Origin of the sequence: Rhizobium sp. SYY.PMSO, assembly GCF_046840415.1 — a bacterium.
In the GTDB taxonomy this organism is placed as follows: domain Bacteria; phylum Pseudomonadota; class Alphaproteobacteria; order Rhizobiales; family Rhizobiaceae; genus Rhizobium.
Genome location: NZ_CP177349.1, coordinates 1,011,252 through 1,035,904 on the forward strand (window position 1 = coordinate 1,011,252; position 24,653 = coordinate 1,035,904).

23 protein-coding genes and 3 tRNA genes are annotated in these 24,653 nt (G+C 60.3%); 14 read left to right on the plus strand and 12 right to left on the minus strand.

The genetic code is table 11. The annotated features are described in order from the left end of the window. Position 1: 1 nt before the first annotated feature. Positions 2-502, plus strand: a complete 501-nt coding sequence (locus ACJJVH_RS04845; protein ID WP_412064840.1) for an N-acetyltransferase family protein — start codon at positions 2-4, stop codon at positions 500-502. On the opposite strand, the gene ACJJVH_RS04850 is transcribed toward ACJJVH_RS04845, so the two are convergent. Continuing rightward, positions 495-1,154 (minus strand): hypothetical protein, encoded by a 660-nt coding sequence (locus tag ACJJVH_RS04850; protein ID WP_113365874.1) that lies wholly within the window; start codon positions 1,152-1,154, stop codon positions 495-497. The two genes, ACJJVH_RS04845 and ACJJVH_RS04850, sit on opposite strands and share 8 nt — an antisense overlap. Before the next feature lie 52 nt (positions 1,155-1,206). Between ACJJVH_RS04850 and ACJJVH_RS04855 the strand changes: the two genes are divergently transcribed. The 3 genes from ACJJVH_RS04855 (at position 1,207) to ACJJVH_RS04865 (ending at position 2,740) form a co-directional block, all read left to right on the plus strand. After that, on the plus strand, positions 1,207-1,674 hold the full coding sequence (locus tag ACJJVH_RS04855) for a GNAT family N-acetyltransferase (RefSeq protein ID WP_113392116.1): 468 nt from the start codon (positions 1,207-1,209) through the stop codon (positions 1,672-1,674). Positions 1,675-1,780: 106 nt separating this feature from the next. After that, complete coding sequence (locus ACJJVH_RS04860) at positions 1,781-2,179, plus strand: NADH:ubiquinone oxidoreductase subunit NDUFA12 (RefSeq protein ID WP_112803174.1); 399 nt, start codon at positions 1,781-1,783, stop codon at positions 2,177-2,179. Positions 2,180-2,299: 120 nt separating this feature from the next. Beyond that, the gene (locus tag ACJJVH_RS04865; RefSeq protein ID WP_113372359.1) at positions 2,300-2,740 is read left to right on the plus strand and encodes a DUF2155 domain-containing protein; all 441 of its coding nucleotides are present in this window, start codon (positions 2,300-2,302) and stop codon (positions 2,738-2,740) included. Positions 2,741-2,853: 113 nt separating this feature from the next. Here the strand turns inward: ACJJVH_RS04865 and ACJJVH_RS04870 are convergent, their stop codons facing one another. From ACJJVH_RS04870 to ACJJVH_RS04895, 6 genes are all read right to left on the minus strand, one after another. Then, the gene (locus tag ACJJVH_RS04870; protein ID WP_412064841.1) at positions 2,854-3,813 is read right to left on the minus strand and encodes a DUF2167 domain-containing protein; all 960 of its coding nucleotides are present in this window, start codon (positions 3,811-3,813) and stop codon (positions 2,854-2,856) included. A gap of 70 nt (positions 3,814-3,883) precedes the next feature. Continuing rightward, complete coding sequence (gene aat / locus ACJJVH_RS04875; protein WP_412064842.1) at positions 3,884-4,507, minus strand: leucyl/phenylalanyl-tRNA--protein transferase; 624 nt, start codon at positions 4,505-4,507, stop codon at positions 3,884-3,886. 3 nt (positions 4,508-4,510) lie between these two features. Continuing rightward, complete coding sequence (gene accC / locus ACJJVH_RS04880) at positions 4,511-5,863, minus strand: acetyl-CoA carboxylase biotin carboxylase subunit (protein ID WP_412064843.1); 1,353 nt, start codon at positions 5,861-5,863, stop codon at positions 4,511-4,513. A gap of 9 nt (positions 5,864-5,872) precedes the next feature. Then, a complete protein-coding gene (gene accB / locus ACJJVH_RS04885) occupies positions 5,873-6,346 on the minus strand; it encodes an acetyl-CoA carboxylase biotin carboxyl carrier protein (RefSeq protein WP_113386154.1) in 474 nt (157 codons plus the stop codon). Between the two features lie 24 nt (positions 6,347-6,370). Beyond that, positions 6,371-6,808: a type II 3-dehydroquinate dehydratase gene (gene aroQ / locus ACJJVH_RS04890; RefSeq protein WP_112803180.1), complete on the minus strand. Its 438-nt coding sequence runs from the start codon at positions 6,806-6,808 to the stop codon at positions 6,371-6,373. A 178-nt stretch (positions 6,809-6,986) separates the two neighbouring features. Further along, complete coding sequence (locus ACJJVH_RS04895; RefSeq protein ID WP_112803182.1) at positions 6,987-7,754, minus strand: DsbA family protein; 768 nt, start codon at positions 7,752-7,754, stop codon at positions 6,987-6,989. A gap of 212 nt (positions 7,755-7,966) precedes the next feature. Between ACJJVH_RS04895 and ACJJVH_RS04900 the strand changes: the two genes are divergently transcribed. Beyond that, the gene (locus tag ACJJVH_RS04900) at positions 7,967-9,124 is read left to right on the plus strand and encodes a pyridoxal phosphate-dependent aminotransferase (RefSeq protein WP_412064844.1); all 1,158 of its coding nucleotides are present in this window, start codon (positions 7,967-7,969) and stop codon (positions 9,122-9,124) included. Between the two features lie 149 nt (positions 9,125-9,273). On the opposite strand, the gene ACJJVH_RS04905 is transcribed toward ACJJVH_RS04900, so the two are convergent. After that, positions 9,274-12,180, minus strand: coding sequence for an Rne/Rng family ribonuclease (locus tag ACJJVH_RS04905; protein WP_412064845.1), 2,907 nt, complete (start codon positions 12,178-12,180; stop codon positions 9,274-9,276). Positions 12,181-12,825: 645 nt separating this feature from the next. Between ACJJVH_RS04905 and ACJJVH_RS04910 the strand changes: the two genes are divergently transcribed. The 3 genes from ACJJVH_RS04910 to prfB all read left to right on the plus strand — a co-directional run bounded on the left by ACJJVH_RS04910 (position 12,826) and on the right by prfB (position 18,051). Next, on the plus strand, positions 12,826-14,070 hold the full coding sequence (locus ACJJVH_RS04910; RefSeq protein WP_412064846.1) for an N-acetylmuramoyl-L-alanine amidase: 1,245 nt from the start codon (positions 12,826-12,828) through the stop codon (positions 14,068-14,070). A gap of 261 nt (positions 14,071-14,331) precedes the next feature. Then, the gene (locus tag ACJJVH_RS04915; RefSeq protein ID WP_412064847.1) at positions 14,332-16,794 is read left to right on the plus strand and encodes a penicillin-binding protein 1A; all 2,463 of its coding nucleotides are present in this window, start codon (positions 14,332-14,334) and stop codon (positions 16,792-16,794) included. A 125-nt stretch (positions 16,795-16,919) separates the two neighbouring features. Next, a protein-coding gene (gene prfB / locus ACJJVH_RS04920) for a peptide chain release factor 2 (protein WP_412064848.1) occupies positions 16,920-18,051 on the plus strand; the annotation gives its coding sequence in 2 pieces (ribosomal slippage) (positions 16,920-16,988 and positions 16,990-18,051; 1,131 coding nt in all). A 69-nt stretch (positions 18,052-18,120) separates the two neighbouring features. On the opposite strand, the gene ACJJVH_RS04925 is transcribed toward prfB, so the two are convergent. Continuing rightward, positions 18,121-18,894, minus strand: a complete 774-nt coding sequence (locus ACJJVH_RS04925) for an NAD kinase (protein ID WP_112803192.1) — start codon at positions 18,892-18,894, stop codon at positions 18,121-18,123. Positions 18,895-19,051: 157 nt separating this feature from the next. Here ACJJVH_RS04925 and ACJJVH_RS04930 point away from each other — a divergent pair. Together ACJJVH_RS04930 and ACJJVH_RS04935 are read left to right on the plus strand one after the other, a co-directional pair. Beyond that, a tRNA-Thr gene (locus ACJJVH_RS04930) sits at positions 19,052-19,127 on the plus strand. 131 nt (positions 19,128-19,258) lie between these two features. Beyond that, the gene (locus ACJJVH_RS04935; RefSeq protein WP_112804001.1) at positions 19,259-19,528 is read left to right on the plus strand and encodes a hypothetical protein; all 270 of its coding nucleotides are present in this window, start codon (positions 19,259-19,261) and stop codon (positions 19,526-19,528) included. A gap of 157 nt (positions 19,529-19,685) precedes the next feature. On the opposite strand, the gene ACJJVH_RS04940 is transcribed toward ACJJVH_RS04935, so the two are convergent. Then, the gene (locus ACJJVH_RS04940) at positions 19,686-20,375 is read right to left on the minus strand and encodes a protease inhibitor Inh/omp19 family protein (protein ID WP_112804002.1); all 690 of its coding nucleotides are present in this window, start codon (positions 20,373-20,375) and stop codon (positions 19,686-19,688) included. A gap of 39 nt (positions 20,376-20,414) precedes the next feature. Then, a complete protein-coding gene (gene rlmB, locus ACJJVH_RS04945; protein ID WP_113359840.1) occupies positions 20,415-21,323 on the minus strand; it encodes a 23S rRNA (guanosine(2251)-2'-O)-methyltransferase RlmB in 909 nt (302 codons plus the stop codon). A 199-nt stretch (positions 21,324-21,522) separates the two neighbouring features. On the opposite strand from rlmB, the gene ACJJVH_RS04950 reads away from it, so the two are divergent. The 4 genes from ACJJVH_RS04950 to tuf all read left to right on the plus strand — a co-directional run bounded on the left by ACJJVH_RS04950 (position 21,523) and on the right by tuf (position 23,919). Beyond that, positions 21,523-21,607 (plus strand) — tRNA-Tyr (locus ACJJVH_RS04950). Positions 21,608-21,631: 24 nt separating this feature from the next. Continuing rightward, positions 21,632-21,705 (plus strand) — tRNA-Gly (locus ACJJVH_RS04955). A 211-nt stretch (positions 21,706-21,916) separates the two neighbouring features. Next, entirely contained in the window at positions 21,917-22,348 is a 432-nt protein-coding gene (locus ACJJVH_RS04960; RefSeq protein WP_113372318.1) for a DUF3597 domain-containing protein, read from the plus strand. 395 nt (positions 22,349-22,743) lie between these two features. Further along, entirely contained in the window at positions 22,744-23,919 is a 1,176-nt protein-coding gene (tuf, locus tag ACJJVH_RS04965; RefSeq protein ID WP_112804337.1) for an elongation factor Tu, read from the plus strand. 118 nt (positions 23,920-24,037) lie between these two features. On the opposite strand, the gene ACJJVH_RS04970 is transcribed toward tuf, so the two are convergent. Continuing rightward, entirely contained in the window at positions 24,038-24,571 is a 534-nt protein-coding gene (locus tag ACJJVH_RS04970; RefSeq protein ID WP_113394265.1) for a GrpB family protein, read from the minus strand. Between the last annotated feature and the right edge of the window lie 82 nt (positions 24,572-24,653).

Consider the following 24,653-nt stretch of genomic DNA (forward strand, 5'->3'; position numbering starts at 1 on the left):
GGTGTTCTTCGTCCGCACCGCCGGCGAGCAGGACCTGGAAAAGGTCCGCGCTCTGCTGGGCGAGACCTGGCATGCGACCTACGACCGGATCTATGGGCCGGAAAAGGTCAGCGAGCTGCACGCTTCCTGGCACTCGCCGGCTTCGCTGAAGGCGCGGCTGGCGAACAAGAACTCCGAATTCCTCGTTGCCGATGACGGCAGGACGATCGGCGGCATGGGCTATGCCGCCATGTCGACGGAGATGACCAAGACGGTCATGCTTTACATGCTCTACGTCAGCCCCCGTCATCAGCGGGAGGGCATCGGCCGCGATATCTTCGCCGAGCTGGAAACCTGCTTTCCGGACGCGGAGATCATGCGTCTGGAGGTCGATCCGCAAAACGAGGCGGCAATTGCCTTCTATAAGGCGCACGGCTTTGTCGAGGCCGGCCGCACTGAAAATTGCGGTAGCGGGCAATCGGGCATTCCGGCGCTGATATTCGAGAAGCCGCTGGCTACGTAGCTGCCGGCTGGTTTTGGGCCATGCTTCCGTACAGCGCATGGAAGTCGACGATCAGGGCAAGAAGCTCTTCGCGCGTCGCATTGAGATCTACTGTCGCGATGTAAACTCGTTGAGTTCCATCAGCCCTGTCGCGGATGCGAAGTCTTGCGACAGGCGTTGTTTGCTCAATTCGCGATCCAGACCGAAGCCAAAGCTTGATACGTCGCTTGTCGCGGTGTTCGGTCAAGGTTGGATTACCAGGAATCGAGACTGTCCCGTAGATTCCGGATGCTATAAGCAGCCGGATCATACCGCGAAATAGAAAGCGGTTCTGCTCAGCTTGCAAGCTATTGTTCGCTGTCGGCGGCGTCAGATCGATACGTTCGATTGTTGTCCAAGGGATCGTTACCTGTCCAAATCGGTTATCGGTAAGTCCTTGTGGACCGACAACTAGAACGGTTTTTTTCGTCCAATGGGTGATCCTGTAAAAGCCTAAAAAGGCGAAGAGAACGCTGGCGGAAAAAGCCACGAACAGGATGAGATGTGGCCCCGCGCCACCTTTTGCGACTAGAGAAATAAAGCCAAAGAGGACTGTCGAAAAAGTGAGGAGAGCGGTCTTGAGATGAATCTCCGGCATAAAATATTCAAATGTATATGTTCTGGTCGCCGCCATCTGGCATTTCCAATCTGCGAGTGATCGCAGACAAAGATTTAGGTAGAATGCATTGTCCTCACAAGAACTACTTATCCGCGAAGCGAAGGAATCCGATCTTCCTTCCCTGATCGATCTCTTCGCCGCCGATGCCATGGGTGGCCACGGCGATACGGCCGATCCCTCCGCCTATGACGATTATCTGCGCGCCTTTCGCGCCATCGCGGCATCTTCCGACCAGACGCTCTACGCCGCCGAGCTGGCCGGCGAGATCGTCGGCACTTTTCAGACGATCGCCGTTACCTCGCTGCACGGGCGGGGATCGTCGGCGATGATCATCGAGTCGGTCCAGACGCGGACGGATCTGCGCGGGCAGGGGATCGGCGCCGCAATGATCGATTTCTGTGTCGACGAGGCAAAAGGCCGCGGCATGCGCATGGTGCAATTGACCTCGAATGCTGTACGTAAAGATGCACATCGCTTCTATGAAAGATTGGGTTTCAAGCCGACGCATCTGGGTTTCAAGATGACATTGAAATGAGCCTGTTTGCCTGCTGGAATCACTGGACAAGCCGGTCCGGTGGCGGCATAAGCAAACTATCGAATTCTGGTATCGCTCGCCCCTCAGCGGGTATCGAGGAAAAGACATGTGGAATCTCATCGTACAGACCTTCACCTGGTGGAACAGTCAGACAATGGGGACGCGCTTCGCGACCTGGCGTTTTGGCAAGCGTGTCGGCGAGGATGAATTCGGCAATGTCTATTACGAAGGCGGCATGTCCTCCTATGGCCTTCCGAAGCGCTGGGTGATCTACAAGGGCTATGCCGAAGCTTCGGCCATTCCCCCGGGTTGGCATGGCTGGATGCATCACCGCACCGATGTTCCGCCGTCCAAGGAAAACTACGTCGCCAAGGAATGGCAGAAGCAACATCGCGCCAACCTCACCGGCTCGCCTCAGGCTTATCGTCCGCCGGGCTCTCTCGCCGTTGCCGGCGAACGTCCGCGTGTGACCGGCGACTACGACGCCTGGACCCCCGGCAACTGAGCGGCCGGGGTAACTGAGCGGAAAGGCCGGCTCGTCCTTTGGCCACAATTGGCCGTTAGGCGCGACATATGCCGGCTTTTGCCCGGCGCCTTGACCGAGACCAAGCGGAGATTGGCGGATATGACGTTTTCCACGCGGAGCGCTTCTTTGCGTGCAATGGCGGGAGCAGGCATCGCTCTTTTCGCCGGCATGATGGCAGCTTCCACCGCCGAGGCTGCCCGTATTTCCAACCCGGTCGCTGTCTTCTCCGGCCTGGACAAGATCACCGGCCGCATCACGACTTTCGATGTCTATATCAACGAAACGGTGCAGTTCGGCGCGCTGCAGGTGACGCCGCGCGCCTGCTATTCGCGCGATGCTACCGAGCAGCAGAAGGTGGACGGTTTCGTCGAGGTCGATGAAATCACCCTCGACCGCCGTATCCGGCGTATCTTCACCGGCTGGATGTTCGCCGATAGTCCCGGTCTCAATGCCGTCGAGCATCCGATCTATGACGTCTGGCTGAAAGAGTGCAAGCAGAAGTCCGACGTGCCGCCGCCAGACACGGCCGGCGCAAAATAAGACCGGTATCACGGCGGCAAAGTGAAACTTCTGTGCGTCGGCGCTCTTCGCGCGCGGCGATAGCAGACCGCAATCGGAATTTGAAACCGTAAAAATCGCAGGCGCGGATTGTCTCAGGCGTCGGTATTGCCCTTGCGGCGAAACAGGCCCAGGACCTTGCGGCCAGCCGCAACGACGCCTGCAAGGACGACGATCAGCCCCTTTTTCAACGCCAGCAGGGCGATGCCGAAACTCTTGAAGTAGCCGAGGACGATGGCGAGCAGCCCGAGTTTCGCGGCGACTTTCACGCCGGCCCCGGCAGCGATCATCCCCGCCATGCTGTAGGCGGCGATCTTGTCGCCATCGACGAAGTCGGCATAGCGCTTGCCGCTATCATATTGCACAGTGTCGATGACGGTGGGAATGGCCGCATTGATCTCCTGAAGCTGGTCCAGCCCGGCGACGAAATCGAGCTGGGTAACCCCCTCACGTCCCAGCACGCGCACGGAATAGTTCAGCGTGTGGCCCGCCTTCGGATCGTTGCCGAAGATCAGATCGCGCGCCCAGTGCAGGGCGTGCGTCGACTTGTCGTAATGCGGCGGCTCTGCCCAGCCGACCAGCGTAATGGGGTCGAAACCCTGTCGCTCGCGCTCGGGATTCTGCTCCTTGATCGCATCCTGGATCTGCTTCAGCAGATCGTCGTAATTCGTTGATGCGGCATCTTCGTCGGAGACGTGGCCGCTGCTGTCATAATCGATGACGGAGCCCCAGGAGTGCGGGTCCGTCGGCGGATATTTAACAGGAAAGATCATGCCGAGCGGGCTGCCCACGGAACTTTCCGGATTGCCCCAGAGCTGGACCAGTACTTTCTTCGAATCCTGCGGATTGAGATAATAGAACTGGTCCGAAACGTTCAGCGTGGCATTGGCCGCGGGAATCTTGATTGCGCCTTGCTGGAAATCCAGTGTTTTCAACACCGCGCCTTCTTCGTCCGCGGGCGGCTCGGCGCCGAACATATCGTGGAAGGATTTGGCGCTGACCTGCGTAGCGACCGCCAACGCGGCCAGAAAGACAATTGCAAGACGATTCTTCAAGACTCTACCCTCGGCTGTTGTGCCGAAACTTAGCGGATTCTTGATTTGAATCAATTCATCCAGGCGGATTTCAACCGTTAGAGAAGCTCAGGTCGGGTGATTCCATCGCTTTCTCCAGCATCGCGGCATAGGCATCTTTCGGCATGTCGATGGCGCCGAATGTCTTCAGATGCTCGGTGGTGAATTGTGTGTCGAGCAGGGTGAAGCCGCGCTCGCGCAGACGCTCGACGAGATGGACGAGGCAGATTTTCGAGGCGTCCGTGCGTCGTGAAAACATGCTTTCGCCGAAGAAGGCAGAGCCCAGAGAAACACCGTAGAGGCCGCCGACCAGCGTGTCGCCTTCCCAGGCTTCCACGGAATGGGCGTGGCCGATGTGGTGCAGGGTGGAATAAAGCGAGCGTATCGTATCGTTGATCCAGGTGCTCGGACGCTCGCTCGTCTGTTCGGCGCAGGCTGCGATGACAGCCTCGAAATCCGTATCGACGCGGATATCGAAGGGATTTTGACGAATCCTCTTTGCGAGGCTTTTGGAAACGTGAAACGTGTCGAGCGGTATGATGCCCCGCAATTCCGGCTCGACCCAGAATATCTCCGGGTCGTCAGCCGATTCCGCCATCGGGAAGAGCCCGATGGAATAGGCGCGCAGCAAAATCTCCGGGGTTATGCCGGGATGTTTGCCGCGCGTTCCCGGCACAGGCTAGGCCGATGTCTTGGCCAGGTAGTTTTCCAGCCAGTGGATATCGTAGTCGCCATTGGCGATATCCTGATTGGAAACCAGATCCTGGAAGAGCGGCAGGGTGGTCTTGATGCCGTCCACCACGAATTCGTCGAGCGCGCGGCGCAGCCGCATCATGCACTCGACGCGGGTGCGGCCGTGCACGATCAGCTTGCCGATCAGGCTGTCGTAGTAGGGCGGGATTCTGTAGCCCTGATAGGCACCGGAGTCGATGCGCACGCCGAGGCCGCCAGGCGCATGGAAGTGCGTGATCGTGCCGGGCGAGGGGACGAAGGTGCGCGGATCCTCGGCATTGATGCGGCATTCGATGGCGTGGCCATGGAAATGCACTTCGTCCTGCGTCACCGAAAGACCGCCGCCGGAAGCGACGCGGATCTGCTCGTGTACGAGGTCGATGCCGGTGATGGCTTCCGTCACCGGATGCTCCACCTGCAGGCGGGTGTTCATTTCGATGAAATAGAACTCGCCGTTTTCATAGAGGAACTCGATGGTGCCGGCGCCGCGGTATTTCAGCTTCTTCATGGCGTCGGCGCAGATCTTGCCGATTTTCATGCGCTGCTCGACGTTGAGCGCCGGAGAGTTGGCTTCTTCCCAAACCTTCTGGTGGCGGCGCTGCAGCGAGCAGTCGCGTTCGCCGAGATGGATCGCGTTGCCTTCGCCGTCGCCGAATACCTGGATCTCGATATGGCGCGGCTTGCCGAGATATTTTTCCATGTAGACGGATTCGTTGCCGAAGGCGGCTGCGGCCTCCGTGCGCGCCGTCGTCCAGGCTTCTATCAGGTCTTCCTCGGTGCGGGCGACCTTCATGCCGCGGCCGCCGCCGCCGGCGGTTGCCTTGATGAGCACCGGATAGCCGATCTCGCGCGCCGTCGTCAGCGCCTCCGCCTCGGTCTTCACTTCGCCGTCGGAACCGGGAACGACCGGAATTCCAAGCTGCTGCGCCGTGGTCTTGGCGGTGATCTTGTCACCCATGATGCGGATGTGTTCCGCCGTCGGGCCGATGAAGGTGATGCCATGCGCTTCGAGGATATCGGCGAACTTGGCATTTTCCGACAGGAAACCATAGCCGGGATGCACGGCGTCCGCGCCGGTAATCTCACAGGCGGCTACGATCTGGTGGATGTTGAGATAGCTGTCGCGCGACGGCGGCGGGCCGATGCAAACGCTTTCATCCGCCAGGCGCACATGCATCGCGTCGCCGTCGGCGGTCGAATGTACCGCGACGGTCGCAATGCCGAGCTCCTTGCAGGCACGCAGCACACGAAGGGCGATCTCTCCACGATTGGCTATGAGAATCTTCGAAATGATGGGCATGGGCCAGCCTTACTCGACGACGACCAGAGCTTCGCCGTATTCGACCGGACGTCCATCCTGAACGAGGATTTCGGTCACCGTGCCGGATTTTGGCGCAGGGATCTGGTTCATCGTTTTCATTGCTTCGATAATCAGCAGCGTCTGACCTTCCTTGACGACCGAGCCGACCTGAATGAAGGCGGCCGAACCGGGCGCCGGCGCCAGATAGGCGGTGCCGACCATCGGCGCGCTGACGACGTTATCGGGATTGCGGGTCTTGCCTGCAGGAGCGGCGGCGGCCGGTGCTGCTGCGGCGGCGGCCGGAGCGGCGTAAGCGGCCGGAGCGGCGATCGGCGCCTGCACGTATTGCGGCGTGCCGGCACGAGATACCCGGATGCGCAGATCTTCCTGCTCGACTTCGATCTCGGTCAGATCCGTGTCGTTGAGAATGTTGGCGAGATCGCGAATCAGCGCCTGGTCGATACCCGATTTCTTTTCAGCCATTGGATTTCTTGCCCTGTATTTTTGTTATTGGGTGATGGATTTCAGCGCATGAAGCGCCAGGATGTAGCTATAAGGTCCGAAACCGCAGATCATGCCCTTTGCGGCGGGCGCGATCATCGATTTGTGCCGGAATTCTTCGCGTGCGTGGATGTTGGAGATATGAACTTCCACAACGGGAATGGTGATGGCGCGAATGGCGTCATGCAGCGCGATCGACGTATGACCATAGGCACCGGGATTGATCGCAACTCCGGCAGCCTTGTCGCCGGCTTCATGCATCCAGTCGACCAGCACGCCTTCGTGATTGCTCTGCCGGAAATCGATGACGAAGCCCAGGCTCTCACCTGCGGACTTGCAGTCGGCTTCGATATCCTTGAGCGTCTTGCCGCCATAGATGCCCGGCTCGCGCTTGCCCAAGGCATTCAAATTGGGTCCGTTCAGGACAAAAATCGTTTGCGCCATCAGATGTTCCGTCAAAGTGCAGCGCAACCTATAGACTCCCGGGGCCTTATAGGAAAGCCCCGGAGCGAAGGTTGCATGTCTCTAGATGTGGAAACGCCGCGATTTTGGCATTTTTGCGCCCCGTGATGACGCGCCGCCGTTTCGAAGCGTAAGCCGAATGCGGAAATGCTGCCGTATCTCAGCAGCTGGTCTTGCCGCAGCTGCGGACGTTGGCGATCTTCTCCTTGATGGCGTCGAGACCGATTGCACCGGAAATCATTTCGTTGCCGATGACATAGGCCGGCGTGCCGGTAACGTTGAGATCGGAGGCAAGCTGGTAGGTTGCCTTGATCGTGTCGGTGTTCGGGCTCTTTGCCATTTCCGCGCGGATGGCGGTCTCGCTGACGCCGAGCGAGGTCGCGACCTCGATGGCGGTGTCTTCGGACGCGCGGCCGTCGCTGCCCAGAAGCTTGTGATGGAATTCCGCATATTTTTCCGGAGCGAGCTGGCGGAACGCATTGGAGACGCGGGATGCGGCAACCGAATCCTGCCCGAGAATCGGGAATTCCTTGAGGACGAAGCGTACGTCCTTATCCTGCTTCAGCAGCGCGTCCATATCGCCGAGCGCATGCCGGCAGTAGGTGCAGTTATAGTCGAAGAATTCCACGACGGTGATGTTGCCCTTCGGATTGCCGATGGCCACATCGTTCTTGGAGTTGAAGATCGCGTCCTTGTTCTTGTCGATCACCTGGGACGACTGCGCGATGCGGGCCTCGTCCTGCTTCTTTTCGAGCGCGGCCTGCGCGTCCAGCAGCACTTCCGGATGCTCGACCAGATATTCCTTGATGAAATCCCCGATCTCCTTCTTCTGCTGGTCATCCAGGGCGGCCGCCGGCTGGATTGCGGCGAAGGACGCTGTCAGGGCAATCGCCGAAACCGTCAGCAGGCTTTTGAAAGAAAGGGTCATTGGGTCCTCATTTGGATCTGGGCGGAGACGTCGTTTCCGGATGCGGCATAACATCGTCGGGTTAACATCCGCAAATATGGATAGACAATTTACGGTGCGTCCTTATTTCCAGAAACAGGAATTTTCACGGCAAAGCGGCAATCGCAGGATTGTGAACGGGCCGATATTGCGGCAAATGTCGCACGGCAACCCCATCCGAGAGAGAATTGATCTTGTTTTCCCTATCCAAGCGTAGCGATGTCGAACCTTTCCATGCCATGGACGTGCTGGCGGAAGCGACGCGACGGCGCCAGGCCGGGCATCCGGTCATTTCCATGGCCGTGGGGCAGCCGTCTCATCCCGCGCCGCAGGCGGCGCTGGAGGCCGCACGCACCGCACTCGGCCACGGCCGCATCGGTTACACGGATGCGCTCGGCACTCTGGCCCTGCGCCAGGCGCTTTCCGCTCACTATAAGGCGCGTCATGGCTTGAGCATCGATCCGAAGCGCATCGCCATCACGACCGGGTCGTCGGCCGGCTTCAACCTTGCTTTCCTGACCCTGTTCGATGCCGGCGACAGCGTCGCCATCGCCCGGCCGGGCTATCCGGCCTATCGCAATATTCTTGCCGCGCTCGGCCTCGACGTCGTCGAGGTGCCGGTCACGGATGAAACGCAGTTCACGCTCACTCCCGAAAGCCTCGAAGCGGCGCAGGCGGCAAGCGGCAAGCGCCTGAAGGGCGTGTTGCTGGCAAGCCCCGCCAACCCCACAGGTACGGTGACGGGCAGGGCGGCGTTGAAGGCGCTCGCCGACTACTGCGCCGATCGTTCGATTGCCTTCATCTCCGACGAGATCTACCACGGCCTGACCTTCGTCGGCGAGGAGACGAGCGCGCTGGAGCTGACCGACGAGGCGATCGTCATCAATTCCTTCTCGAAATATTATTGCATGACAGGATGGCGCATCGGCTGGATGGTTCTGCCGGAACGGCTCGTCCGCCCCACCGAGCGCGTGGCCCAGAGCCTGTACATTTCCGCGCCGGAGCTGTCGCAGATTGCCGCGGGCGCGGCGCTGGGGGCCGGTGCCGAACTCGATATCTATCGCGAAAGCTATGGCCGCAACCGCGATTTCCTGATGCGCCGCCTGCCGGAAATCGGCTTGCGCATCGCCTCGCCCATGGATGGCGCCTTTTACGCCTATGTCGATGTCAGCCGTTTTACCAACGACAGCATGGCCTTTGCCCGCAAGATGCTGGCGGAAATCGATGTGGCTGCCACGCCGGGCCTCGATTTCGATCCCGTCGAAGGACATCGTGCGCTGCGCATTTCCTATGCCGGTTCGAATGCCGAGATAGAAGAGGCGATCGAACGCATGGCCGCTTGGCTGAAATAGAGTCCAGAATCAAACATTTGTGCAGGCTTGTGAATGTGTATTCACAAGCCGCGCGCCTGCGCGTCAGCCAAATCCGCCAGCGACGACAACAAAAAATCCGGCCGCGTCGCCACGGCCGGATTTGATGCATTCATTCCAAATCTGTCTTCTCAAAAGAAGCCGCGGCGCTGCCACCAGCCAGCCTTCTTCGGCTTGGTCGGTTCTCCATCGCCGTCACCACCTTCATTGGTGCGGGTGGAAGTTACCACCGGGGCAGAGGAGGACACGTTGGATTCGCGGTTGGCGCGTGCCGGCTTGGCAGCATCGTCCACTGCCTCTGCCTCCGCCGGTTCCGCCGTATTGTCCAAAGCTTCCGCAATTTCGGCAACTGCTTCGGATTCGGTGTCAGCGGCGGGCGCTTCCTCGATAACCGGCGTTTCGACCGGAGATGCCTCGACGGCCTTTGCCTTCCGGCGACCGCGGCCCTTGGCCGGCTTGACGTCCTCGGTGACGATGGCTGCCGTTTCCACAGCCGCCATGGCGGGCTGACCTTCGACAGCCGCTTCGCCTTCGGCGACGGCAATCTCCGCTACCGTTACGGTTGCTTCTACCTCGCCGTCAGAGCCGTCGCCATCGGCCATATCGGCCTCGGAGGCTTCACCGGACTCGAATTCGCCGTTTTCAGACTGATCCTCGCCCTGGTTCTCGCGATTGCGACGACCGCCACGCTTGCCGCGACGCCGGCGCTTGCGCTTCTGCTGTCCATCTTCGCCATTGGCAGAGGTGGAAGCTTCGTCGGCATCGAGGTCATCATCGTCGCCTTCTTCTCCGTCAGCGTCTTCAGCCGTGGAAGCATCGTCGGAAGCCGATGCCGCCTGGGCATCGCTGCCGCGGCCGCGACGCCGGCGCCGCCGCTTGCGCTTGCGGCCGTTTTCACCGCTTTCGGAGCGGGCCGCGGGCTGCTGTTCAGCGCCGGCCGCCTTCTCTTCCAATTCCTCATCTTCATCCTCGTCCGCCTCGATGACGATATCGTCATCGTCGTCCTCGGGGATCGCTGCGAAGTTGAAGAGGCTTTCGATCTTCACCGGATTGGCGACCGGTTCGCCACGGTCGATCGCGAAATGCTGCGTGCCGACGGCATTGTCGGCATCGATGACGATCGCGACGCCGAAGCGGTTTTCGTAATCGATGATCGTCTGGCGCTTGTGATTGAGCAGATAGAGCGCAATGTCCGGCGTGGTGCGCACGGTGATATCGTGCGTCGTATTCTTGAGCAGGTATTCCTCGATGCCGCGCAGGACATGCAGCGCGACCGAGGACTGCGAGCGCACATGGCCGGTTCCGCCGCAATGCGAGCAGATCTGCGTCGTGCTTTCCAGAACCGAAGCACGAATGCGCTGGCGCGACATTTCCAGGAGGCCGAAATGCGAGATGCGGCCGACTTGGATACGGGCGCGATCGTTCTTCAGGCATTCCTTCAGCTTCTTCTCGACGGCGCGGTTGTTGCGCTTCTCTTCCATGTCGATGAAGTCGATGACGATCAGGCCTGCAAGGTCGCGCAGACGAAGCTGGCGCGCGATTTCCTCGGCTGCTTCCAGGTTGGTCTGGAGCGCGGTGTCCTCGATCGAATGCTCGCGGGTCGAACGGCCGGAGTTGACGTCGATGGAAACCAGCGCTTCCGTCTGGTTCATGATCAGGTAGCCGCCCGAACGCAGCGTCACCTGCGGCTGCAGCATGCGGTCGAGCTGCGCCTCGATGCCGGAGCGCGAGAAGATCGGGTGAATGTCGCGGTAGGGCTGAACCACCTTGGCGTGGCTCGGCATCAGCATCTTCATGAAGTCTTTCGCTTCACGATAGCCTTCCTCGCCGGCAACGATGATCTCGCCGATATCCTTGTTGTAGAGGTCGCGGATCGAGCGCTTGATCAGGCTGCCTTCTTCATAAACGAGGCAGGGTGCGGTCGAAGCCAGCGTCAGCGTGCGGACGTTTTCCCACAGACGCATCAGATATTCGAAATCGCGCTTGACCTCGACCTTGGTCCGGTTGGCGCCGGCGGTGCGCAGGATGACGCCCATGCCCTGCGGCACTTCGAGCATCTTGGCGATTTCCTTCAGGCGCTTGCGGTCCTGCGGATTGGTGATCTTGCGGGAGATGCCGCCGCCGCGCGCCGTATTCGGCATCAGGACGGAGTAGCGGCCGGCAAGCGACAGATAGGTGGTGAGTGCCGCACCCTTGTTGCCGCGCTCTTCCTTGGCCACCTGCACCAGCAGGATCTGGCGCCGCTTGATGACTTCCTGGATGCGGTACTGCTTGCGCGGCTTGCGCTGGGTGCGATCGGGAACCTCTTCCATCGCGTCTTCGGCGCCGACGGATTCGATCACTTCCTCTTCGTGGTCGTGGTCATCATCGTCGTCGTCATCGTGGCGGCGCTTGGAAGCCACAACATCCTCGGAGATCGAATCGGTCTCGACCATTGCGGCCATTTCGCCCGAAGGACCTTCCTCTTCTTCGCTCGGCGCATCGACGGCAGCCGTTGCTTCCGGAGCGGTCGTTTCCTCGACGGGGGCGTCGGCAGCAGCCTTCTTGCGGCTGCGGCGCGGCTTGGCCTTCTTGGCGGGCGCCGCTTCTTCGGCGGGCGCGGCTGCCTCCGGGGCAGGGGCTTCTTCGGCGATGGCGGCGGCCGCTTCTGTTTTTTCGCTGCCCTTGGGAACGATGCCGATATCGGGCTGTTCCTGCTGGGAAAGGTCGAGCGCCGTTTCGACATGCTCGACATCATCTTCGCGACGATGCTCTTCCGCCTCGGCTTTCAGCAACGCCTGACGGTCGGCAAGGGGAATCTGATAATAGTCTGGATGGATTTCGGCAAAGGCCAGGAAGCCGTGCCGGTTGCCGCCGTAATCCACAAAAGCGGCCTGAAGCGAAGGCTCGACCCTCGTTACTTTTGCAAGATAGATGTTGCCGCGGATCTGCTTCTTGTGCTGGGACTCGAAGTCAAATTCTTCTATGCGGTTCCCGCGAACGACAACGACGCGCGTCTCTTCCTCGTGAGACGCATCGATAAGCATTTTGTCTGCCATGAAAGCTGTGCTCCTCGGCGCAGGCAACCGGATGGGGGCCTGCCTGTCGCTGGGACAAGCCGGATGTGGTCCGCCGTTGCTGCACCGGATAATGAAAGTCGCGATTGGTTCGAAGATGACAGCATCCAGACGGCAGCCGGGGCATCAATTCCCTGGGGTCTGTTCACTTTCTGAAAAAGCTGCTGCGGTAGCATCCGTAACCAAGCGAGATCGACTATGCCTTAGACCCACGAAGGGGTCCGATGAATGTGCTCTCTAAAGAGCGGTTGGTGGCTCTCCACCGATGAATTTCCCGTTTGAAAACCGGAAATTCAGATATCCACTGTTTGGAGCAGAAGCCCTGCAGACGGCGGATGACTGCCGCTTATTGGCGCCTGGTACTCGAAGGCGGCTGCCTTTGCGACGACTCTATCCCGTCAACACTTCTACCCTAATATGCGTTGTATGTTTTATCTGTCACAATAGCAAGGGAAAAGCCAAGTATGCCATAATATTGATGGATTCGTCGGATGATGAGGGTGCGGGAGGGTATCTCATCGATTCGTCTCCCGGCGCATCATCGGGTGCGGCCATCACGTCAAACCTGGCTCCCGCTATCGGGACTTCAAAAACAACGTCGAAACCAATATGGGGCGCGACGGGCACTTGGTAAAGGGATTGCGGCATGTGGCGGAGATTGGCGTGAGGGCTTTGCGATTTGCGGCAGCGGCCCTTGCACTGGTGGTTATGGGGATGGCGCCATTTGCGCCCGCGGCGGCGGCCGACCCTTTGCTGGCCTATGGCGCGCGCATAGCGGGCGACGATGCCCGCACCCGGATCGTCATCGACATGGACCGGGAGCCCGCCTTTACCATTCACTATCTCGACAATCCGGTCCGCATCGTCGTCGATCTCCCGGCGACGGCCTTCGGTTTTCCGGCCGGCGATCTCAAGCCGACCGGTCTTTTCAAGGATATCCGTTACGGCACCATGGATGCGGACAGCGCCCGTATCGTGCTGACCGCGAAAAAGCCGGTGAAGCTGGTCGTGGCCAAGGTGCAGGCGGATGAAAGCGGCAAGGGGCAGCGCCTCGTGCTCGATGCCGAAATGCTGCCGGCCGGGCAATTCGCCGATCTGGTAAAGAAGCAGAGCTGGACGAGCGAGGATACGGCCAAGGATGTCGGCCCGGTCGAACCGACGCAGAAGGCCGATCCGAATACGTTCCTCGTTGCCGTCGACGCCGGCCACGGCGGCATCGATGCGGGCGCCACCGGTACGGATGGCGTCACGCAGGAAAAGGACATCACGCTCGCCTTCGCGAAAATCTTCGCCGACAAGCTGAATGCGCAGCCCGGCATCAAGGCCTTCCTGACGCGCGACAAGGATCAGTATCTGTCCCTGTCCGAGCGCGTGACGATCGCCCGGCAGAACCACGCATCGCTTTTCATCTCGCTGCATGCCGACACGCTCAAGCAGAAGGATATTCGCGGCGCGACCGTCTATACGATCTCAGACAAGGCTTCGGACCGGCTCGCAGGTGAAGTGGCCGACCGCGAGAACAATTCCGATCAGGTGGCCGGAGCCGAGGCCCAGGCACAGCCCGCCGCCGTTACCGATATTCTGATGGATCTGACCCGGCGCGAGACGCAGGCTTTTTCCATTTCGCTGGCGCAGGACGTGCTGTCCTCGTTCAACGGCCAGATCTCGATGATCAACAACCCGCACCGCCATGCCGGCTTTCAGGTTTTGACCGCGCCGGACGTACCCTCAATCCTCCTTGAACTCGGCTTCCTTTCCAACAAGGACGACGAAAAGCTGCTGCTCAACGAGGATTGGCGGCAGAAGGTGGCCGACCGGCTGACCGAGGCGGTGAAGCAGTATCGCGTCTCGATCGTCGCAAACGGCGGCTGACGCGCGCTGTGGCGCGCCGGGCGGCCGTGGTTTCCATGTAACAGCGCCCGACATTAGAACTGGATGAAATTGGGAATACCGAAGACGAGCCCTATTTTGCTCACATTCCCGCCTTTACAGCGAAGTATCATTTGCTCGCGGATGACGCACGGCTTTGTCCCATTGCCATCTTGCATTCATACCGTGAGCGTGCAAAACGCCCGTGATTGTGCGATGATCTCGCACGCGTGCCTCATGAAGAACAAGCACCGGTAGTATCATATGATCAGACTGATTGGATATTTCTTTGGGCTGGGCTGCCTCCTGTTTCTGGGTGTAGCGGCTGCGGCTGCCATCTATCTGAGCGTGGTCTCGAAGGAGCTTCCCGATTACGAGGTGCTGGCCAAATACGCTCCGCCGGTAACGACCCGCATTCATGCCGGCAACGGCGCGCTGATGAAGGAATATTCGCGGGAGAACCGACTTTTCGTGCCGATCCAGGCCATTCCCGATCGCGTCAAGGCGGCGTTCCTTTCGGCTGAAGACAAGAATTTCTACAACCATCCCGGCGTCGATGTCGGCGGTCTCATCCGCGCCGTGGCGGTGAACCTGCAGAATATCGGTTCCGGCCGCCGCTTCGTCGGTGCATCCACCATCACGCAGCAGGTCGCCAAAAACTTCCTGCTGTCTGCCGACCAGACCTTCGACCGCAAGATCAAGGAAGCGATTCTGTCCTTCCGCATCGAGCAGGCCTACAGCAAGGACAAGATTCTCGAACTTTATCTGAACGAGATCTATTTCGGCCTCAATTCCTACGGTATCGCCGGCGCGGCGCTGACCTATTTCGACAAGTCCGTCAACGAGCTGACCATCGCCGAATCGGCTTATCTTGCGTCGCTGCCGAAGGGGCCGTCGAACTACAATCCCTTCCGTCGCGCCGAGGCGGCGCTGACCCGCCGCAACTGGGTGATCGACCGCATGGTCGAAAACGGCTACGTCAGCCAGAGCGATGGCGAAGAGGCGAAGAAGCAGCCGCTCGGCGTGGTGCCGCCGAGGAGCGGGCCGTCGCTCTTCGCTTCGGATTATTTCGCCGAGGAAGTCCGCCGCCAGCTGATCGACCAATATGGCGAGAAGACCCTCTACGAAGGCGGCCTGTCCGTTCGCACGTCGCTCGACCCGCAGATGCAGCTCGAAGCGCGCAAGGCGCTGCAGGACGGTCTGATCGACTACGACGAGCGTCGCGGCTATCGCGGCCCGATCAAGCAGATCGCAACGTCGCAGGACTGGGGCGTCGAGCTCGCCAAGGTTCCCTCGCTGAGCGACGTGCCGGAATGGCAGGTCGCCGTCGTCCTCTCCGTATCGGATCAGGGCGTCGACATCGGATTGCAGCCGCGCGTCGATGCCGCGGGCAAGGTGGCGACCGACCGGAGCCGTGGTACGATCGCTCCGGCAGACATGCGCTGGGCCTATCGTTCCGCCGGCGGCAAGTCGGCCAAATCGCCGAGCGGGGTTCTGAGCCCGGGCGACGTGATCTATGTGCAGAAGACCGGCAATGCCGATTCGAGCAGCTATCGCCTGCGCCAGCCGCCGAAGTTGCAGGGCGGTCTCGTTGCCATGGACCCTCATACCGGCCGCGTGCTCGCCATGGTCGGCGGCTTCTCCTATGCCCAGTCCGAGTTCAACCGCGCGACGCAGGCCAAGCGTCAGCCGGGCTCTTCGTTCAAGCCGTTCGTCTATGCGGCTGCGATGGACAATGGCTATACGCCGGCCTCCGTCATTCTGGACGACCCGCTGCAGATCACGCTCAGCAACGGCGATGTGTGGAAGCCGACGAACTACGAAGGCGAGGGCGGCGGCGTTCACACCTTGCGCTTCGCCATCGAGCACTCGCGCAACCTGATGACGGTTCGTCTCGCCGCCGACATGGGCATGCCGCTGGTCGCCGAATATGCCGAGCGTTTCGGCATCTACGACCATATGAACCCCGTTCTCGCCATGTCGCTGGGCGCCGGCGAAACGACGGTCTTGCGCATGGTGTCGGCCTATTCGGTCATCGCCAATGGCGGCAAGCAGATCAAGCCGACGCTGATCGACCGCATTCAGGATCGCTACGGCAAGACCATCTTCAAGCATGAGGAGCGCGTCTGCGACAATTGCAACGTCAGCTCCTGGCAGAATCAGGACGAGCCGGTCATCGCCGACAATCGCGAGCAGGTGCTCGATCCGATGACGGCCTATCAGGTTACGTCGATGATGCAGGGCGTCATCATCCGCGGCACGGCTGCCGGCAAGGTCAAGCTCAACACCGATGTCGCCGGCAAGACTGGCACCACCAACGACGAAAAGGACGCCTGGTTCGTCGGCTTCACGCCGAGCCTCGTCGCCGGCCTGTATATCGGTTACGACACCCCGGTCACGCTCGGTCGCGGCGGCACCGGCGGCGCACTTGCCGCGCCGATCTTCAACGAATTCATGCAGGCCGCCACCAAGGATGAGCCGCCGGAGAAATTCCAGGTCCCGGCCGGCATGACGATGGTCGCGGTCAATCGCGCCACCGGCATGGCCGCGCAGCCCGGCGAGCCGAACGCCATCATGGAAGCCTTCAAGCCCGGCACGGGTCCGGCGACCAGCCTGCAGGTCATCGGCGGCGGCGAAGCCGCCTCGCAGGTCGCGCCGGAGGAAATCCTGCGCACCTCGCCGCAGGCGAACCAGGCGGTCACGTCCGGATCCGGCGGCCTCTTCTGATCCGGCCCTTTTGTCCTATCCGCATGCCGCGGGGCTTTACAGCCGCGGCATGTATATCTATGTCACCAGCACTCTTTGAATTGGACGGCCGTTCGTCTTGAGCGGCGAAATGAAGAAGCAGGATCATGAGAGCCGAAATCGAAAATGTAGTCGACGAAACCAAGCAGGCCATAAGCCTGCTGAGGAGGCATCTTTGACTGGGATCAGGCGTTAAGGCGACTGGACTGGTTGAATAACAAGGCAGAGGATCCGACCCTCTGGAACGATGCCTCCGAAGCGCAGAAGCTGATGCGCGAGCGCCAGCAGCTTGACGACGGTATCAGCGGCGTGCGTGCCCTCGAGCAGCAGCTTGCCGATAATATCGAGCTGATCGAGCTCGGCGAGGAAGAGGGCGATGCCGACGTCGTGCGCGATGCCGAAGAGGCTCTGAAAGCCTTGAAGGCTGAGGCGGCACGCCGGCAGGTGGAAGCCATGCTCTCGGGCGAGGCCGACGGCAACGATACCTATCTCGAAGTCCATTCCGGCGCCGGCGGCACCGAGAGCCAGGACTGGGCGAACATGCTGCTGCGCATGTACACCCGCTGGGCCGAGCGCCAGCGCTTCAAGGTGGAGTTGCTGGAAGTTCATGACGGCGAAGAAGCGGGTATCAAGTCTGCGACGCTGCTCGTCAAGGGACATAACGCCTATGGCTGGCTGAAGACCGAATCGGGCGTGCATCGCCTGGTGCGTATCTCGCCCTATGACAGCAACGCGCGCCGCCACACGTCTTTCTCGTCCATCTGGGTCTACCCGGTCGTCGACGACTCGATCCAGATCGAGATCAACGAAAGCGATTGCCGCATCGATACCTATCGCTCGTCGGGCGCCGGCGGCCAGCACGTCAACACGACCGACTCGGCCGTGCGTATCACGCATATTCCGACCGGGATCGTCGTGCAGTGCCAGCAGGAGCGTTCGCAGCACAAGAACCGTGCCAAGGCCTGGGACATGCTGCGTGCCCGCATGTACGAGGCGGAGCTGATGAAGCGGGAAGCGGCTGCCAATGCCGAAGCCGCCTCGAAGACGGATATCGGCTGGGGGCACCAGATCCGGTCCTATGTTTTGCAGCCTTACCAGCTGGTCAAGGATCTGCGCACCGGCGTTTCCAGCACCGCGCCCGGTGATGTTCTGGATGGCGATCTCAACGAGTTCATGGAAGCCGCTCTCGCGCACCGCATCAGCGGCGCTGCCGACGCCGTCGTCGATGACGTCGAATAAGCTCGCATCCATTGAAGCATGAAAAAGCCCCGGAGACGGGGCTTTTTCATATCCATGTATCCGGCTGCCTCAATCGGCGAACTGTTCGGCCAATATGCGTTCCGACCAGGAGCGGTCCGGATCGGACAGGATGCGCGCGGTCGTATCTTCGGTCTGGGCAATCCTGACCCGCAGCACGGATTTGACCTCGGCATTGTCGGCGACGGCGTTGACCGGCCGCTTTTCCGGCTCGAGCACGCTGATGTCGATCGATACCCGGTTGGGCAGTAGCGCGCCGCGCCAGCGGCGGGGGCGGAAGGCGCTGACGGGCGTCATGGCCAGCAGCGGCGCCTCAAGCGGCAGAATGGGACCGTGCGCGGACAGATTATAGGCGGTGGAGCCGGCCGGTGTCGTCACCATCAGGCCGTCGCAGATCAATTCGGGCAACCGGACGTGGCCGTCGATTTCGACCTTCAGCTTCGCGGCCTGATAGGACTGGCGGAACAGCGAGACTTCATTGATGGCAAGAGCGCTCGACGTGCTGCCGTCGGCATTGTCCGTATTCATCTGCAGCGGATGAAAGGCATTCTCGACAGCCGCCTCGATGCGTTCGAACAGGCCATCGATGTGATAGTCGTTCATCAGGAAGCCGATGGAACCGCGGTTCATGCCATAGACGCATTTGCCCGAGTTCATCGTATTGTGCAGCGTCTGCAGCATGAAACCATCGCCGCCGAGCGCAACGACGATATCCGCATCCTGCTGCGGCGTCTGTCCGTAGAGCCGAATCAGCTCCTGTTGTGCCGCCTGAGCCTCCGGCGCCGTGGATGCGAGAAAACAAACCGATTGCAGATTGCGTGACATGCAATGTCCTTTGAATGGCAATTCTAGGTAATGTTATTCCCTTCTCGCGACAAGACGTTTCACCCGGACTGGTGAATCGCCGATCCCCAGCTTTCACACCGAGCGGCCGTTTTTTCCTTTACAGGATTTCAAAATCTGGTAGTTGGCATGCCCATGTGCCCTTGTAGCTCAGTTGGTAGAGCACCTGATTTGTAATCAGGGGGTCGCGGGTTCGAACCCTGCCGGGGGCACCAGATTTTCCTTGGAAATTGGCCATCATTTCTTCTCCGGTCTGGAAAACTGGCGGCAGTGTCATCATATGTGGTCGCGGGCGAGATCGGAACGCTCGTGCCATCACCGGTATCTATCGTATGCTTGGAAAAACATGCCCAGCAAACCCAAAAAGCCTAAGCTAGAACACTCCGAACTCTCGGGTGAATTCACCGATGACGGCGTGACCGTTCTGGTCGATATCTTTCGTCCAGCCGGCACCAATGCCGATTGGCGGATGGAGGTCATCACGCCGGAGGAGGATCTGATCGAATGGGAGGAACCCTTCGCGACCGACCGCGAAGCTTTTGACGAGTTCCTGGCAACTGTCGCGCGCGATGGGATCAGGTCGTTCTTCGATGAAGCGGATCCGGCAGTTCACTGAGTCTGCCTTCGCGCCGCGATTTTTCATGCGCGGAAATGCATCCGCAACGCCTGAAACAGACATACGCTTTCATCCGTCGATGGACGGGAGGCTATGGTCATGCGCGAGAGATCGAAGCTGGCGGTGATTGATAGTGCTTCGATGCGCCTCGTCCGCCCTATTTGCGGACCAGCAGGAGCGGTTCGCCTTCCTCTTCTTCGGACTTCTGAAAGCTGCCATCCGGCTTCATGTCGAAGGAAAGCGAGGAGCCGTCGTTGCCCAGCATCACCAGCCCGAATCCTTCGGTGGCCCAGAGCGAAAGCTTGAGATCGGCGATTTCGCCGGCACAGTCTCCGCCCGGTGACATCTTCGTGGTGCCGTCCTGATCCTTGTCGGTGGTCAGGGTGATATCGCAGACGGGCTTGCCGTCGGGCCGCTGGATGCGCCAGGCGCCGGCAAGGCTGGCAGCCGTCGGCACATGGTCGACGCCATCGAGCGCCGGCAGCAGCCATGTGGGATCGCCGGCATCGCTCTCCCAGGGGGAACCTTCTTCCTGCTGGAATCGCATGAGCGGCTTGCCCTGGGCATCGGCTATGGCAAGCGAGCCGTCGTCGGTGAAATTCCAGACGCTGGCCTTGGCGAGGGCGGGCAGGGCTGCTGCGCAGGAATCCGCACCGGTAATCTCGTAGCCGCCGGAAACCGTATTCGTCCCGAAGGTGAGACGGCATCCCTTGCCGCCGTTTTCAGGCGCGACCAGCCAGATGCCGGCCTGCGCCTGGACGAGTTCGTCATCGGCCGCGCGTGCCGGTTGGTGCGCTGCGAGAGCAAGGGCGACGGAGACCGCCGTTAGACCGAGAACACGAATCAAAGCAAATTCTCCTGACGTGCCGCGCGGCCAAGGACACCGCTACGATTTGAGGTAGGATCGCGTCGCATATAGCGCGATCGCAGCTGCGTTCGAGACATTGAGCGATTTGATGGCGCCCGGCATATCGAGGCGCGCCAGAGCGCTCACCGTTTCCCGCGTCTTCTGGCGCAGTCCCTTGCCTTCCGAGCCGAGCACAAGGGCGATCTTGTCGCCGCTGAACGTGCCTTCAAGCGGCGCCGGACCTTCCGAATCAAGTCCGATCGTGGTGAAGCCGAGACGATGCAGCTCGCCGAGCGCATCCGCGAGATTGGTGATCTGTATATAAGGGATGAGTTCGAGCGCGCCCGACGCCGATTTCGCCAGCACGCCTGATTCGGTCGGGCTGTGGCGCTGGGTGGTGATGACCGCACCTGCATCGAAGGCCACGGCCGAGCGCATGATGGCGCCGACATTGTGCGGGTCCGTCACCTGATCGAGAACCAGCAGCAACGGGCTGTTCTTCAGCGCTTCCAGCCGGCGCACGGGCAGGGGGCGCGTTTCCAGCATGACGCCCTGATGAATCGCTTCCGGGCCAAGCACCTTGTCGATATCCTGCGGCGAAACGATCTCGACAGGGATGCCGAGCGCATCTGCGGGGCCGATCTCCAGCCGCACCAAAGCATTCTGAGTCGTCGAAAGCTTGATGTTCTTGCGCTCGGGGTTGCCGAGGGCGGCGCGAACCGTGTGCAGGCCATAAAGATAGACCTGGTCGGGAGCGAGCGCCGGCGGCTTCCAGTCGTCCGCTCCCTGGCGCTTGCGTTTTTGCGGCGCCGGTGTCGGAATTTCGCCGCGCTCGCGCTTGGCATCGCGATGCGCGCGCCGCAAGGTGGCGTAATGCGTGTCCTTGGCGGACTTGTCGCCGTCGGTGCTGTCGGGGCCTTTGCGGCCGGAGGATCTGTCTTTGCTCATGCGGCTTTATAACCAGCGCGCCGTTGGGCGCATAGTCCTCTTTCTGTCCACGGCTTTTCTCACAGGCTGAAATTTTTTCGTCATTTTTGGCAATTCCTTGTGTTGACAGACGGAAATCGTCCGGTCATATACGCGGCGCAGATGACGGCGGCGACGCCAACGTCTAGCAAGCTTGGTCGCAAGATCCAGTCGGAAAACTGGAGGGATGCCCGAGTGGTTAAAGGGGACGGACTGTAAATCCGTTGGCTCAGCCTACGTTGGTTCAAATCCAACTCCCTCCACCATTCCGCGCCGGATCTTGGCCACCCGCGGGTATAGCTCAATGGTAGAGCAGCAGCCTTCCAAGCTGAATACGCGGGTTCGATTCCCGCTACCCGCTCCAAGATCCTCCGTTCGTTAGCCTGCCAGCCGGTTTTAGCACGCTGTATTGCGTGCAGGGTGATTTGCATCTTTGTCGACCCGTAGTCCCCATCGGGACGCATGTCGTATCCGGCTGCTTGCGCCATCTCTCTTTTGCATATTTGACACGAAGGGTTGCTTATATCGGCGCGAGCGATAGATATTGCTCGGTCAACCGAAACGGGAGAGCGCAAATGGGTATTTTCGACAAGATCAAGGGTGCAATCTGGGGTGAAGCGAAGGCTGCAGAGGCTGCGCCGGCACCGACACAGAGCACGACGGCAACCGCCAATCCGGAATCTGCGGCAACGCCGGCTCCGTCCGCGACGACGGCAGCAACTTCGCCTGCCACCAGCGCGCCGTCCGCTCCGGTGGATATTGCCGCGATCCTCGATGCCGCCGTCAAGAAGAGCGGTCAGAAGCTGGACTGGAAACATTCGATCGTCGATCTGATGAAGGCGCTCGGCATGGATGCGAGCCTTTCCGAGCGCAAGGAACTGGCGCAGGAACTCGGCTATACGGGCGATGCCGGCGATTCAGCCAAGATGAACATGTTCCTCCACAAGGCACTGCTGCAGAAGCTCGCGGACAATGGCGGCAAGGTGCCGGCCGACCTTCTGGATTGACGAACGCCCGGCTTCGACGGTCGCCGCTTGTTGCGGCACCGGCTGAAGCCGCGCATAGGGGAGCAATTGCCGTTGCCTCAAGCGTCGCGCCCTTTTCCACCGGAAGAGGGCGCGTTTTGTTTCAGCGCTCCGGCGGCTGCGTTCCGCACTGGAATTCTTTCGGTGCGTGCCTATCTAAGCGCTTGAACCGGCATATGCTTTTACATCATTCCGGATCGGCCGGCGAACCTTGCGCGGCAAAGGAATGTCGAAGGGCGCGGATCACACGCCATCGGCCGGGCTTTGCCGGGAATAGGGCCTGCAATTAAGTCTTGCGCAAATGCGACGAAAGCCTTAAACGGCGGCACTAAACCGGTTCGCCGGGGTCACTCATTACGTTCACAGGAAGCATTCAAATGGCAAAGAGTAAGTTTGAGCGCAATAAGCCGCACGTTAACATCGGCACGATCGGGCACGTTGACCACGGCAAGACGTCTTTGACGGCAGCGATCACGAAGTTCTTCGGCGAGTTCAAGGCGTACGACCAGATTGACGCTGCGCCGGAAGAAAAGGCCCGCGGCATCACGATCTCGACGGCGCACGTTGAATACGAGACTCCGGCTCGTCACTATGCGCACGTCGACTGCCCCGGCCACGCTGACTATGTGAAGAACATGATCACGGGTGCGGCACAGATGGACGGCGCGATCCTGGTTTGCTCGGCAGCCGACGGCCCGATGCCGCAGACGCGCGAGCACATCCTGCTTGCCCGCCAGGTCGGCGTTCCGGCGATCGTGGTGTTCCTGAACAAGGTGGACCAGGTTGACGACGCCGAGCTTCTGGAGCTGGTCGAGCTTGAAGTTCGCGAACTTCTGTCGTCCTACGACTTCCCGGGCGACGATATTCCGGTTGTCAAGGGTTCGGCGCTTGCTGCACTTGAAGATTCGGACAAGAAGATCGGCGAAGACGCGATCCGCGAGCTGATGGCTCAGGTTGACGCCTACATCCCGACGCCCGAGCGTCCGATCGACCAGCCGTTCCTGATGCCGATCGAAGACGTGTTCTCGATCTCTGGCCGTGGTACGGTTGTGACGGGCCGCGTCGAGCGCGGTATCATCAAGGTTGGCGAAGAAGTCGAGATCGTGGGCATTCGTCCGACGTCGAAGACGACGGTTACCGGCGTTGAAATGTTCCGCAAGCTGCTCGATCAGGGCCAGGCCGGCGACAACATCGGCGCGCTGATCCGCGGTGTTAACCGTGACGGCGTCGAGCGTGGCCAGATTCTTTGCAAGCCGGGTTCTGTGAAGCCGCACAAGAAGTTCATGGCCGAAGCCTACATCCTGACGAAGGAAGAAGGCGGCCGTCATACGCCGTTCTTCACGAACTACCGTCCGCAGTTCTACTTCCGCACGACGGACGTGACTGGCATCGTGACGCTTCCGGAAGGCACGGAAATGGTTATGCCGGGCGACAACGTCACGGTTGCGGTTGAGCTGATCGTTCCGATCGCGATGGAAGAGAAGCTTCGCTTCGCTATCCGCGAAGGCGGCCGTACCGTCGGCGCTGGCATCGTCGCTTCCATCGTCGAGTAATCCTCGGATTATTTCTTGATTACGAAGGCCCCGCTGGAAACAGCGGGGTTTTTTTATTCCGACATACCGTCGATGCTCATCCTTCGCTCAGGCGGAATTTGCGCAATGTGAATACTTGTCACGCATCGGTGATATGGTTTGCGGGTTGTCTGCCCGCCTTCGCGCGCCGCACGACATCCTCAACGAAATCACTCTTGCCGCCGGTATAGTGATCCCAATCGCTATTGGCCTCTTCGGCCAGGCGCCGTTTCAAGATCGCATAATTCACTGCAAATTCCGGATGAGCGCGCAGATAGTCGCGAAAGAGAAGGCGCTCGCGATGGGCCTCGTTGTCAGGCAGGCAAAGATAAAGTCGCGTGCCGTAAGGTATCTCATCCCTCGTGAAGGTCCAGCGGCCGACGCCATGCGGATCGCCGTGAAACCGATATCCGTCCTCCTTCAGGCGCTCCGTCGCGGCCAGCCTGGCCTCTTCCGAGAAGAGAACGGCATCGATATCAAGCTTTGGTTTGGCGCATAGTCCGACAATGGCGGTGCTGCCGATGTGATGGAATGTGGCGGGATGGCCGAGCAACAGGCTGATTGCCTTGCTTCTGCTTTCGAAGAGAAGCGGCCATTGCGGATCGTAGTCGACAAGCATGATCAGCCGCGTCATCCCATCTCCTCTTGCCGCTCTCGGCGCTCGCAATATGATTTGCCGAGTCGATCCGCTTATCTTGCCGGGAAAGCAGCAACCT